The 10,940-nt window shown below is 46.4% G+C and carries 16 protein-coding genes; 9 read left to right on the top strand and 7 right to left on the bottom strand.

What is annotated here, in order from left to right:
• Window positions 1-56: 56 nt before the first annotated feature.
• The 6 genes from CLV36_RS06430 to CLV36_RS06405 all read left to right on the top strand — a co-directional run bounded on the left by CLV36_RS06430 (window position 57) and on the right by CLV36_RS06405 (window position 4,429).
• Window positions 57-422, top strand: a complete 366-nt coding sequence (locus tag CLV36_RS06430) for a hypothetical protein (protein ID WP_106342082.1) — start codon at window positions 57-59, stop codon at window positions 420-422.
• 7 nt (window positions 423-429) lie between these two features.
• Window positions 430-1,332, top strand: coding sequence for a CPBP family intramembrane glutamic endopeptidase (locus CLV36_RS06425; RefSeq protein WP_106342081.1), 903 nt, complete (start codon window positions 430-432; stop codon window positions 1,330-1,332).
• A 188-nt stretch (window positions 1,333-1,520) separates the two neighbouring features.
• Complete coding sequence (locus CLV36_RS06420; RefSeq protein WP_106342080.1) at window positions 1,521-2,378, top strand: cytochrome c oxidase assembly protein; 858 nt, start codon at window positions 1,521-1,523, stop codon at window positions 2,376-2,378.
• Between the two features lie 17 nt (window positions 2,379-2,395).
• The gene (locus CLV36_RS06415) at window positions 2,396-2,725 is read left to right on the top strand and encodes a c-type cytochrome (protein ID WP_106342079.1); all 330 of its coding nucleotides are present in this window, start codon (window positions 2,396-2,398) and stop codon (window positions 2,723-2,725) included.
• A gap of 101 nt (window positions 2,726-2,826) precedes the next feature.
• Window positions 2,827-3,678, top strand: coding sequence for a hypothetical protein (locus CLV36_RS06410; protein ID WP_106342078.1), 852 nt, complete (start codon window positions 2,827-2,829; stop codon window positions 3,676-3,678).
• Window positions 3,671-4,429, top strand: coding sequence for a glycosyltransferase family 2 protein (locus tag CLV36_RS06405; protein WP_106342077.1), 759 nt, complete (start codon window positions 3,671-3,673; stop codon window positions 4,427-4,429). Before CLV36_RS06410 ends, CLV36_RS06405 begins: the two co-directional genes overlap by 8 nt.
• 57 nt (window positions 4,430-4,486) lie before the next feature.
• On the opposite strand, the gene CLV36_RS06400 is transcribed toward CLV36_RS06405, so the two are convergent.
• From CLV36_RS06400 to CLV36_RS06390, 3 genes are all read right to left on the bottom strand, one after another.
• Complete coding sequence (locus CLV36_RS06400) at window positions 4,487-5,044, bottom strand: hypothetical protein (RefSeq protein ID WP_106342076.1); 558 nt, start codon at window positions 5,042-5,044, stop codon at window positions 4,487-4,489.
• Window positions 5,045-5,202: 158 nt separating this feature from the next.
• The gene (locus CLV36_RS06395; RefSeq protein ID WP_106342075.1) at window positions 5,203-6,096 is read right to left on the bottom strand and encodes a DMT family transporter; all 894 of its coding nucleotides are present in this window, start codon (window positions 6,094-6,096) and stop codon (window positions 5,203-5,205) included.
• A 116-nt stretch (window positions 6,097-6,212) separates the two neighbouring features.
• Window positions 6,213-7,001: a PHP domain-containing protein gene (locus CLV36_RS06390; protein ID WP_181352849.1), complete on the bottom strand. Its 789-nt coding sequence runs from the start codon at window positions 6,999-7,001 to the stop codon at window positions 6,213-6,215.
• Window positions 7,002-7,189: 188 nt separating this feature from the next.
• On the opposite strand from CLV36_RS06390, the gene CLV36_RS06385 reads away from it, so the two are divergent.
• Window positions 7,190-7,573 carry a hypothetical protein gene (locus CLV36_RS06385; protein ID WP_146130605.1) on the top strand — a complete coding sequence of 128 codons (384 nt, stop codon included), beginning with the start codon at window positions 7,190-7,192 and terminating at the stop codon, window positions 7,571-7,573.
• A gap of 91 nt (window positions 7,574-7,664) precedes the next feature.
• On the opposite strand, the gene CLV36_RS06380 is transcribed toward CLV36_RS06385, so the two are convergent.
• Window positions 7,665-8,207 carry a DUF4037 domain-containing protein gene (locus CLV36_RS06380; protein WP_425436567.1) on the bottom strand — a complete coding sequence of 181 codons (543 nt, stop codon included), beginning with the start codon at window positions 8,205-8,207 and terminating at the stop codon, window positions 7,665-7,667.
• Between the two features lie 68 nt (window positions 8,208-8,275).
• Window positions 8,276-8,470, bottom strand: a complete 195-nt coding sequence (locus tag CLV36_RS18015; RefSeq protein WP_425436566.1) for a nucleotidyltransferase domain-containing protein — start codon at window positions 8,468-8,470, stop codon at window positions 8,276-8,278.
• Between the two features lie 188 nt (window positions 8,471-8,658).
• Here CLV36_RS18015 and CLV36_RS06375 point away from each other — a divergent pair, with 188 nt between their 5' ends.
• Window positions 8,659-9,024, top strand: coding sequence for a hypothetical protein (locus CLV36_RS06375; protein WP_106342072.1), 366 nt, complete (start codon window positions 8,659-8,661; stop codon window positions 9,022-9,024).
• Here CLV36_RS06375 and CLV36_RS06370 read toward each other — a convergent pair.
• A complete protein-coding gene (locus tag CLV36_RS06370) occupies window positions 9,012-9,338 on the bottom strand; it encodes a transcriptional regulator (protein WP_022738198.1) in 327 nt (108 codons plus the stop codon). The genes CLV36_RS06375 and CLV36_RS06370 overlap by 13 nt on opposite strands.
• Window positions 9,339-9,706: 368 nt before the next feature.
• Between CLV36_RS06370 and CLV36_RS06365 the strand changes: the two genes are divergently transcribed.
• Window positions 9,707-10,579, top strand: a complete 873-nt coding sequence (locus tag CLV36_RS06365; RefSeq protein WP_106342071.1) for a cation diffusion facilitator family transporter — start codon at window positions 9,707-9,709, stop codon at window positions 10,577-10,579.
• Window positions 10,580-10,713: 134 nt separating this feature from the next.
• Here the strand turns inward: CLV36_RS06365 and CLV36_RS06360 are convergent, their stop codons facing one another.
• Window positions 10,714-10,893: a DUF896 domain-containing protein gene (locus CLV36_RS06360; RefSeq protein WP_106342070.1), complete on the bottom strand. Its 180-nt coding sequence runs from the start codon at window positions 10,891-10,893 to the stop codon at window positions 10,714-10,716.
• Window positions 10,894-10,940: the final 47 nt, after the last annotated feature.

The following is a 10,940-nucleotide window of genomic DNA, read 5'->3' as shown; positions in this document are numbered from 1 at the left end:
GGTCAACTTCGTGCGGGGAGATTTTCGACCTGATCCATTCATTGGAAGACCGAAAGATGGAGAACGGAGTGATTCCAGCTACCTTTCCGGAGCAGTTATTTACCGAAGAAGAGCGAGAAATCTTAGAACAGCTCCCGGTATTCGGAAGTGACGAACCACGATTGCTCAAGTTGATAGAATGGCTACAAGACATCCGCTTGAACATGGACAAGTCTCCTTCAGATGCCAAAATGCAACAACTCGCTGAGTTATTGCATTTGCAAATGGTTGAATTGTTCCAAGGGAATGCAGAACTGATGGACAAATATTGGAATCTGATTAAACCGAAGGAAAACGAAGCTCCGCTCGTTTATGGCTTAGATCAAGAATTGGCAGGATATATTGATCGGATGTTTGATTATTATTACCGACAGAGGGAGTGAGTAGGACGTGAACGAAAGGCAAGCAATCCCTTTTCAAAGGTGGGGGAAGGTAATTGGTTTGCTCAGTTTGTTGGTTTTTGTTTTAGCGGTAGGCGGGCTCATGTGGAGTGGACACACGGAGATCCGATACACGGCCGATCATCATGGCACAATACCGATACAGAATAAATGGGTTCCAGCCATTGTTTGCATCTTGCTGATCCGGATCATACCATTCCATCGTCCAAACTATCACCCATTTCATGAGTTAACCAAACAGCAACTTGCGATCCAATCCGCCGTGTTTTTGTTCGGGGCGATTTTGTTTCCGGTATCTCTTCTTTTAGTCGATAGCAACACGTCCACTTTTCAACTTTGGTATATGGGACTGAAGCTGGCCATGTTATTTATTCTTCCTTGGATGGCATTGCGTCTAATCCTAACGCATCCAATGAAACGATTAACACCCGAACAGCCTAGTTCTTTGTCGTGGCTGATGTGGGTGAGTCCATTATTCATCATGAGTGTTTGGGTGTACCTCTCTTATTTTTCTGTGTTCTCCGTTCCGCGAACTCCAAGCGTCCTGATAAATGCCGCAGAGCTGCTTATGACGTTGGTGGTTGGTTTTCTGATCAACAGTTTGTTGGAAGAGCTTTTTTATCGCGTTTGGCTACAAACACGATTGGAAGAATTGCTTGGTTCTTGGCCTGCCATCATGCTCACTTCGATACCGTGGTCAATTTGGCACATCAAAATTCAACATACCGGATACTTGCCGGCAGATGTCGTAATGGCTATCGCCAATCAAGGGGTGACTGGTCTATTCCTTGGCTATCTCTGGAGCCGGTATCGAAATATGTGGGTTCTGATCATGATCCATGGGATCATCAACGCGCCCCCTCAATTGCTCTTGGAGTTATGGAACATGTGAATAACAACTTCCTAGCTACTGATATGGTGGCACATGAATACGCAGATGGGATAGTTGGTATCTTAATTCAAATATATTCTTGAATCTTTTGGTTTTGGTCACACCACCTTCACATTTTGCAAAAAGGCGAAACCGGTCAATATATGGTATGATGGCATTGAATATGATTGGGACGGAGGTTTTGTTCCATGTCAAGTCAAGAGTTCTTTCAGGTGTATGGGTATTGGAGTAACTGGGATTACAAATTAAACCTTGTATTCCTGGCGATCGGAATGCTGTACGTTTGGTTGACGGGCCCGTTTAGAAAGCGTTTTAAAGATGCGGAGCCGGTGCCCGGATGGAAGAAGTTCTGTTTTCTCAGCGGATTGATCATTTATTTCTTTGCGTTGGGAAGTCCGCTTAATCTGATGGCGCATGAACTGTTCAGCATGCACATGATGCAAATGTCGTTTTTATATTTTGCTGTGCCGCCTTTGCTGCTGTTGGGCATGCCTGCTTACTTATTGCGGCCTGTCGTCAATCTGAAAGTCGTGCGCGGCATCATCCGTTTCTTCACCAAACCGTTATTCTCTGTGTTTTTCTTTAACGGGTTGATATCTTTTTATCACGTGCCGGTGGTTTTTGACAAGATCATGAAAGAACACCTATTGCACAACCTATCGCACGGTATCTTGTTGTTTGCAGCATTATGCATGTGGTGGCCGATCATCGGGCCAATTCCGGAGTGGGATCGCATCAAACCGATTCCCAAGTTGGGGTTAATCTTCGCTAACGGCATTTTGCTCACCCCGGCTTGTGCGATGATTACTTTCACTGACGTTGTCTTGTTCCAATCTTACATGGAGATGTCACAAGTTTTTCCGGTGATGAGTCCTATTCACGATCAACAGTTGGGTGGCGTCATCATGAAGATCATGCAGGAGATCGTTTATATCACAGCGATCGGCTTGGTGTTCCTGAAATGGCTAAGACAAGAAAGAGCCAAAGATGAAGCTGAATTGCGTGAGTGGCAACAACAGAATCAGATGAAGCTTAGAGAATCTTGATAGTGGTGGTGTAACGCATGCACAAGGTTGGAAGCGCCTCTCTGGCGTGCTTGGTTTTGCTTCTCGCCACTACGGCTTGCCAAAACGCAGAGGCCCCAGGCCAAGGGACGTCGTCGACGACTGAAACGGCAGGTCCACAAGACATTTATCAGCGGCACTGCGCCAACTGCCATGGCGGGAACTTGCAAGGCGGATTTGGCCCAGCATTGAAAAAAGTGGGGGCTAAATACGACAAAGATGAGATTCTCCAGATCATTCAAAAGGGAAAAGGCAATATGCCGTCACAAGACTATGTGAGCAAACAAGATCAAGCGACCCTGGCCCAATGGCTATCCGAACAGAAGTAAAAGCAAGGCATCCGCAAAATGGATGCCTTGCTTTTTTGCTTCGTGACCGATTCATGCCATAGAGAATATAGTAAAGTTAAAAATGAATATGGAGTTCGCTTATGACACATAAACAACAACTTGTCTGCCAACACAGTTTGTCTTCATTGTTGCCTGAACCGTGTTGTGCGCGATTTCCGGAACTGCCCGAACAAAGAGGGGGACGCACGTTTCTGCTCAATCCGTCTGTTGAAGAGTTGCGTTCCTTGCCTGAACACCATAAACCGATCATTGCTTATGACCTATTGCCATCCCCAGACGCATATCCGTTCTTGCGTGAACGCACCGTGTGGGTTCCTTCCCATGCTTTTCGGCACTATTTCCAATTACGACAAATCTCGGCCGATGTGAGGTATCCTGTTCCCCGCGCCGTTCCTTTTTTGATTCAACGTAAAAAAAAGATGAAACAGCATTTAGGTGCATTAGGACAAAAGTTGTTATGGATAGATGATCGCTTAATACCGCATGCAGAGAAAACAGCTCTTTTGGATACATTGCGGCTGATATGTCGTTTGTCCCCCCAGTTGAAGGTCATGTGGGTCACTGATCGGAAAGAAACCAAACACCAGCACATCCGGTTTGTTCCTCCTAGCAAAGCGGATCATCTTGCGTTGTGGCAGGGAGCAGATCTCACATTGACAATGGGTTCAGCCGAGTGTTCATTTGCAGCCTTTCATGTGCAATGTCTCCATGCAGGTATTGTCGTGTTAACGGATGACCAGGGAGACCATGGGGAGTGGATTCGCCACCAATATACCGGTTTGGTGCTCAATTCCAAATTCCTCAACAAAGAACTGCGTCATTATTTGCCGATGTTGGTGAACCATCCCGATTGGCTGTTCGGTCTTAAAAAAAACGGGCAATCTTTGGTGCATAAGGCCTTGAAAACAAGCGAGGCGACCGACAATGAGTGAGCCTTGTGTAGTTAGCGTGATTATGCCCACCAAGAACCGTTGGGAAAGTGCATGGCGGTGCATTCATAACCTGAGCCGCTATACCGAAGAGCGTTATGAGATTATTTTGGTTGATAATGCCTCTGATTTCATCCCGGATTATATCTTAAAGCGAGATGACCTTTATTTTATTCGCAATGGATGGGACAGGGGAGAAGTGGCAGCCATCAACCAAGGGATGAAAAAAGCATCGGGTGAATACATCGTCTGGTTGAAGCAAAGGGCAGTGCCTTCACATCGTTGGTTGACCCAGATGATCAGAGTGCTTAAAGAGACACCCGCGGCCGGCATGGTCGGGCCGATGACCAATAGGGGATTGGAAGAGCAACGTTTGCCTGTTCCATTTCAAGCGCTAAGCAAAATCCATCGCTTTAGCAACCAGTACAACCACAGTGACCCGCGTCACTGGAAAGAAGTGTCCCGTCTCCAATCTTTTTGTTGTGTCCTGCCGCGGGCTGTCGTGGAAGAAGTGGGTGAATTGGATGAGTGGTTTGGCATGGGAAGCCATGAAGTGGACGATTATGGCATTCGGCTCAAACTAGCTGGGTATCGGTTGGTGGTAGCCGGGGATACGTATGTTCATCAGTTCCGCGATACAGAAAGAAACAAAGTGGACTTGCGTGAAAGAAAAAAGAGGGAATCGCAAAACCGACGGTACTTCATACACAAGTGGGGAAGTGATGTGTTTGAAGCGGCTGACGCGAGAAGGTGAAGAGAGAAACATCCGTCGGATGAAAGTAGAAGTGCGCGGCAAAGAAACGATCCCATTTCAAATGCGGACGCTGGATTCTTCCAGCATTTTTTTTATGGTGTGATATGCAGAGGATAAAGCGGAGAGATCGCCGTAACGGATGATCAGATGGCATGGTTTTTGTTGCCCACGTATTTTATAGCAGACATTGGTGTTGAACTTATGCGCCTCTGTCGGGACATGTTGCCAGAGCCATAGGATGTCTTCCTGCATGTAGTCAAGCGAAGTGACAAAACCAATTCCGCAGTATTCCAAATACACTCTGCACTCATCCACTCCCTCATGATGCATGACCGACACGTAATATTCTACCGCTCGGGGCGGAAACCCCAGCGCCAATCCCACTTCCCGATGGTAAGCAGGGGAGTCGGGAAGGAGGAGGTGTGTTTGTTCCAAAAAACGGCGTTTGTTGGCCTCCGTTTGAAAATATAAGAGCTGGTCCATCTGATGAAGGCGGACGCCGACACTTGGATAAGAAGCCAACTTCAATGATTCAACTGCATGATACGATTGGTAGTGCGGATTGGTGAGCAAGGCTGGTTTGAAACCGCGCAAAAAAGATTCAATATCTTTCATGCCACGTTCTCCTTTCGCTGTGTGAAAAGATTCAACCTCAAATATTTATACCCTCATCCCGAAATTCCTTTTCATCATTTTCAATTTTTGTAATTAATAGGAGTTGAATATCAGCGTCGTAAAAAGCCTTAGCCGCAAGGGGACTAAGGCTTTTCGACTTAAGCTGCATGATCATCTGTAGCTTTTTTTCGCTTAGACAGGGGTAAGTTGGAGAAGAAGAGGACACTGACCAAGATGAGAAACATCCCAATGACGGTACCTGTTGTCATCGGCTCATCCAGAAACATCATGCCCCAGATCACGCCAAAGGCTGGCACCAGCATGGTCACATAATTGGTTTGTGTCGGCCCGACATCCCGGAGCAACCGGAAATACAGCAAGTAGGCGAACGCAGTGGACAAGATCGCCAATGCCAAGATGGAGAAAGTGACTGGAAGGGATGGGAGTTTAGCAGGGACATCCATGGCTGCAAAAGGCAGGATGCACGCTGTGGCTCCCAATAATTGCCCGATTGACAGGGATAAGGGCGATACGTCAAACGTTTTTTTGGCGTAAGTAGAGCCCAAGCCGTAAAAAAGCGCTGCGAGAAGTGAAGCGGAAATAGCCAAGACAGTGGCCAAGTTTAATTCCATGGGTGACCAACCGACAAGAACACAGACACCGATGAAGCCAATCAGAAGTCCCGAAACTTTCTGAACCGTGAACATTTCCTTTAACCACACCCGTGCGACCACCGCAGTGAACAAGGGAGTCGTTGCGTTTAAAATCGCGGCGAAAGAGGATGTGATATGGACTTCAGCGTAAGAAATCAAGACAAAGGGAAGGACTGTGTTCATGAGACCAAGCAAATAATACTTCGCATGATCTTTTTTTATGGAAAAGGGAATCTTCAACAAAAAAGCATAAGCAAGTAGGGTCAATAAGGCGATCCCCACACGCAACCAAACCAAAAAGACAGGTCCCACCTCCGAGACCGCCACACGGATGTAAAGAAAAGAAGCCCCCCACAATGCGGCTAGCGCCAATAGGATCCCTAAGTTTTTTAAGCTCATCTCAGTCTAACCTTTCTGTACACGAAATGTCTTTCTTTTATAGTTTAATCAAAACCGTCGCCTCTTTACAGGGGGGGGAAATAAAAAAACCGGGACCAAGCCCGGTCGGTCAGGATTTAAATCAAAAAGCGCCCCAAAGGGTGGTCATTATGGTGAAAATCGGAACCGCCCGTAACGAAGAGATGATGTTTCTCAGCGAGGCGAATCAGCTTGTTGACATCCCGTGGACGGTGTTCACGGTGCCAGACTTCGAGGCCGTCCAACCCCAATGCGATCATCTCCTCAATATGGGTCGGGTTTTTAAAACAATAAGGGTGGGCGAGAACGGCGACTCCACCGGCGTCATGAATCATCTGGATGCCCTCTTCTAACGAAAGCCCTATCAAATCAACGCAAGCGGGTCGGCCGTCACCTAAGTAATGCCGAAAAACATCACGCACACTGTAGAGATAGCCTTTGGCAACGATCGCTTTTGCAATATGGGGGCGGGTAATAACACCGTCGCCGCTGTATTGGCGAACATCTTCCATGGTGATAGGCATGTTGAACTGGCGGAATTTATCGATAATGCGTCTGGCCCGCTCGTTCCGGTCTTTATGGAGAATGCGCAACCGCTGTTGCATTTGGAGTAAATCCCGCAAGTTATAACCCAATACATCCACATTATATTTTTGCCAACGTGTACGGATCTCCACACCAGGAATCACTGTCAGCGAGGTGGATTGGCTGGCTGCCATCGCTTCAGCAACACCGGCCACTGTATCGTGATCGGTGATGGCGATGGTTTGCAAGCCGATCGCGGATGCTTTTTCCACCATTTCAGCGGGTGTAAACACACCATCTGAAGCACTAGTGTGAATATGCAGATCAAATGTTCCAGGTTCGAGATCGTTGATGATGTTCATTATGGCCTCCTTTGGCATCTCATCAATCAGTCACTTTCGCCCTGAATCTCTTCTTGTTTTCATGCCGCTTTCCTTCTGGGAAGTTGCTATGAAGAAGGTTGGGTTTTTTTCACAAAAATAGCAGGAATGGATAAGAGGGTGATTGTATATTACTCTCAATAAAACAATGATCGGTGTGATGATGTCATATGAAAACAAGAGAGATGCTCCCAGGACATTTGCTTTACGATATTTTCGACTCTGACCTGTCCGTCGACTATCTGATTGAATCGTATGAGGAGTGGCGGAAAAATTGGCGCCAGGTGCCGCATTTTGTGTCCGATTCTTTGGAATGGATCGCCGCCAAACACGGGTTTGATCAACACAGGATGAAAGATGAGAGAGAAACGGTACTTGAGTTGATCAAGGAGGAATATCCCGAAGCGTGGGCATATCTCCATCCCGATGGCTCATTTAGCAAGTATCATTATGACTATGCCCGTTCAGCTTACTGGTGCCGCTACCGATTTCGTCAATTGGGCTTGTCAGAGGAGATACCTGACGAAACCGGCGTAGACGAATCCGAAAAGTGAGAGCACTGGCAATGTTGGCACCACCCGCCCATTTCTTTGAAAAATGACTTGAGAAACCTTTTTGGGTGACTCAAGTCATTTCATATTGTCTTTATTTACTTTGAAGAATCTTTTCTGTTTCGGCGACTAGATCCCGGAGCATGTCGGCAGTTTGTCTCGTCTGATTTTCATCTTTGGAGAGCAGTGTAAAAATCTGATCCACTCTTTTTTTATAGTCAACAGGCTTGATTGCAAACTGATCAACCATCATGACCGCTTTCTTCTCATTGATGCAATATTGTTTGTTCTTGGCAAATAAAACTTGATTCAAACTAGAAATCGCGCGAAAGAAATGTCCGGCAACATAAGAAAGGTTATCCTGATGTACAGCTTTATCCACAAACATCAGGGAAAAAGATGCTTCAAAAAGAAACCATTTCATGATGGCTTCTTGCAGAGTTTCTGGGTAAGGCTGGGTTTTCGCCTTTAATGCAGCAAGTTGATTTGTCGGGTCGGCAAGAATTTTACAAATGGACACTTCCCCCATATACATGACATTAAGATACGCGTGAGGATGGCCTGTTTGATAATGAGCTGTAACGGAACCCTTCAGACAATCATCAATGACTTGAGAGACTCTGTTTGTATCACGCAAAATAAAGTCAACATGATACCCTTGGATGATGAGCCACCCTCCTGCATTGACCCATGGCCCCCAGCCTCCTAAAGGCGTAACGCAATTTCGTTCAACCGAGCCACGTCAAATCCTGCTGATTCATCATAATAAATGCCGATGTCTATATCAGAATCCGGCCGATGAGTGCCGCGCGCTCTTGATCCTCCCAACACCACTCCGACGATCCCAGGAACCCCTTCTAATTTTCTCGTCACATTATCAATGATTTTTTGAGCAGTCATCTTTGTTTCAACTTCCTTTCTAAACCTAATGGCGGATGCTGGTCTAACATCGGAGATCAGCACAGGCGATCGAGCCACCCGCCACGAAAAACTTTGTTTTGACATCTTTTTGTCAGATTTTGCCGGCAGGATTCTGTCACGTAAATGTTAAAAAATAACAAAAACAGGCGAGTAGAAAGGGAAGGGTTATGAGTATAGATATTAGTCTCCAAACGTTTAAGCGGGTCGAAGAAAACGCCCTGGCGGCACTCAGGCAAGGGATGACGCCCAAAGATGGCTTGCGCCGAGCCCATGCGGCCATCATGGCGGAGGGATTGAGCCAGCGGGAAGTGGACTTCTTGTTCAACTGGATCGTCAATTGCATTCTTACTGCGGATGCACGTAGATTGATTATGAATGAAGGGCATCGTCCGGAAATTAAAGAGAAATTTCGTCGCGAGTTGGGAATCGCTTGGCAAGATATGCCGATCGGGCAGGATTTATCTATTAACAATCAGTCATTGCCCCGTCTCAAACGCTATTATCTAGCGGATGAATTTCCTTATTCTTTCTGATGCCATTCGCGCACCGTTTCGCGAATGCGGTCTAATTGCTCCCAATATCTAGCGATAGCCGTTTTGCCATCATGGGTGATACGGATGGTCGTGTGGGGGATCTTTTTTCGGACGAATTGTTTGCTGATATCCACGTAACCGGCCCGTTCCAATTTGGACAAATGGGATGAAAGATTGCCTTTGGTCAGTCCGGTCAGCTCTTGCAAAAACAGAAATTCCGCCATGGTGCAAGCCTCCAGCGCACTCATGATCGCCAACCGGGCGGGTTCGTGAATCAATTTATCCAATCGGGTCATTTCTTTAAACGGCATCATCGGAACCAACTCCAATTTCACAAATTGATTTATATATGTAACTAGTTTGTATTATAAACACAAATGCGTCCAATGCAAAGCCCCGCCCGCAAAAGTACGGCAGAACACATTTTTTTGGAAAATCCCCTTGCTTTTTTTATGTACTCTATCTGCTTGGCAAGAGTGTGGATTCATTTCCTTTTGAACAACGGAAACACAAAAAGGACTCGCTGTCTATGTGGCCATTGAGTCCTTTTTTATTTTACCATGGGGAGCCAACGCATGAGGTACAAACAACCGCCAAAACATGATCTGTCCGTTTAAAATTCGACCCAAAAGCGAACAGTAAAAGATGGGTGAAGAAAGTGAAAACATGGCTAAACTCGCCAATGGTAGCGGCCGCGATCGGTTTGGTAAGCAATGTTGTGCTGACGGTTTTGAAGTTTGGGGTCGGATTTGTGTTTCGAAGTCCATCGTTGATCGCCGACGGTGCTCATAATGCGGCCGATGTGATTGCGTCGGCAGCGACATTAGGTTCGATGCGGGTGTCCAAGCAACCGGCAGATGAAGAACACCCCTATGGGCATGGGAAAGCGGAGGTTATTGCATCTGGTGTTGTAGCGGTTATTTTGTTTATTATCGGGCTTTATATGATTTATCACTCCATCGTATCGTTGTTTGAGCCCGCTGTGGAAGCGCATTGGTTATCCTTTGCGGCTGCGGTGCTGTCATTGGTTTGGAAACAGGTACTTTACATTTACACTATTCGCATCGGACGCAGGGAGAACAGCAAAGCTTTGATCGCCACGGCCTATGACCATTTGTCCGATGTGTACGCTTCCCTCGCCGCGGTGATTGGGATTGGCGCGGCCATCGCTGGTCAACAATATGGCCTCCCTTTTGCGCAATACGGGGATCCGCTGGCCAGCATTGTTGTCTCTTTATTGATCATCAAGATCGCAATTGATATGGGGCGGGAATCCATGGGTATTTTGATGGAGAGAAATCTTCCGGAAGAAAAGATCAAAGAATACTCTCAGATTATTTTAAACGTCCCCCATGTCAAACGGATTGACCGCATCCGGGCTAGAGAACACGGGCACTATACGATTGTCGATGTGCGGGTGGGCCTACCTGGTGAGTTGTCGATTCAGGAAGGGCATGATACCGCACGGAAAATCAAACAGGCGTTGATGGCGCATGATGGGGAAATACAAGAAGTTCTCATTCACCTAAATCCCTGGTATGACACGGATGCATAGAGTCTGGAAACCCAGGCTCTTTTTGCGTTGAAGGCAAAAAAAGCAGAGTATGGTCACTCTGCTTTCCTCTGACGCGCTGACTTAACCATTTGTTCGTCAACGTGACATGCGATATAATTGAATCGTTTACCAAATTATTGTTGATCTTCGACAAAACGAATGTTGGATAATTGTTGTTTTACTTGTCCGCGGATGGCTCCCAAGTAGACTTTATATAACTTCTGTTGTTCTTTTCGCTCTAATTCCGTAAGCCCAACCGTTTTCTTTTTACGAGCCAATTCATTGATTCTATTAATTAATTGTTGATCGATCATTCATATCACTCCTTCTAACCCACTTTACCTAAATCGATGTGGATTTG

The sequence above is a fragment of the Laceyella sediminis genome (assembly GCF_003003125.1).
GTDB lineage: Bacteria > Bacillota > Bacilli > Thermoactinomycetales > Thermoactinomycetaceae > Laceyella > Laceyella tengchongensis.
This window is presented reverse-complemented; position numbering and strand designations above follow the sequence as displayed.

Coding starts and splice junctions, on each gene's coding strand:
- CLV36_RS06430 (WP_106342082.1), top strand. CDS start 57: ATGGAGAACGGAGTGATTCCAGCTACCTTTCCGGAGCAGTTATTTACC.
- CLV36_RS06420 (WP_106342080.1), top strand. CDS start 1,521: ATGTCAAGTCAAGAGTTCTTTCAGGTGTATGGGTATTGGAGTAACTGG.
- CLV36_RS06415 (WP_106342079.1), top strand. CDS start 2,396: ATGCACAAGGTTGGAAGCGCCTCTCTGGCGTGCTTGGTTTTGCTTCTC.
- CLV36_RS06410 (WP_106342078.1), top strand. CDS start 2,827: ATGACACATAAACAACAACTTGTCTGCCAACACAGTTTGTCTTCATTG.
- CLV36_RS06405 (WP_106342077.1), top strand. CDS start 3,671: ATGAGTGAGCCTTGTGTAGTTAGCGTGATTATGCCCACCAAGAACCGT.
- CLV36_RS06400 (WP_106342076.1), bottom strand. CDS start 5,044: ATGAAAGATATTGAATCTTTTTTGCGCGGTTTCAAACCAGCCTTGCTC.
- CLV36_RS06395 (WP_106342075.1), bottom strand. CDS start 6,096: ATGAGCTTAAAAAACTTAGGGATCCTATTGGCGCTAGCCGCATTGTGG.
- CLV36_RS06390 (WP_181352849.1), bottom strand. CDS start 7,001: ATGAACATCATCAACGATCTCGAACCTGGAACATTTGATCTGCATATT.
- CLV36_RS06385 (WP_146130605.1), top strand. CDS start 7,190: ATGAAAACAAGAGAGATGCTCCCAGGACATTTGCTTTACGATATTTTC.
- CLV36_RS18015 (WP_425436566.1), bottom strand. CDS start 8,470: ATGACTGCTCAAAAAATCATTGATAATGTGACGAGAAAATTAGAAGGG.
- CLV36_RS06375 (WP_106342072.1), top strand. CDS start 8,659: ATGAGTATAGATATTAGTCTCCAAACGTTTAAGCGGGTCGAAGAAAAC.
- CLV36_RS06370 (WP_022738198.1), bottom strand. CDS start 9,338: ATGATGCCGTTTAAAGAAATGACCCGATTGGATAAATTGATTCACGAA.
- CLV36_RS06365 (WP_106342071.1), top strand. CDS start 9,707: ATGGTAGCGGCCGCGATCGGTTTGGTAAGCAATGTTGTGCTGACGGTT.
- CLV36_RS06360 (WP_106342070.1), bottom strand. CDS start 10,893: ATGATCGATCAACAATTAATTAATAGAATCAATGAATTGGCTCGTAAA.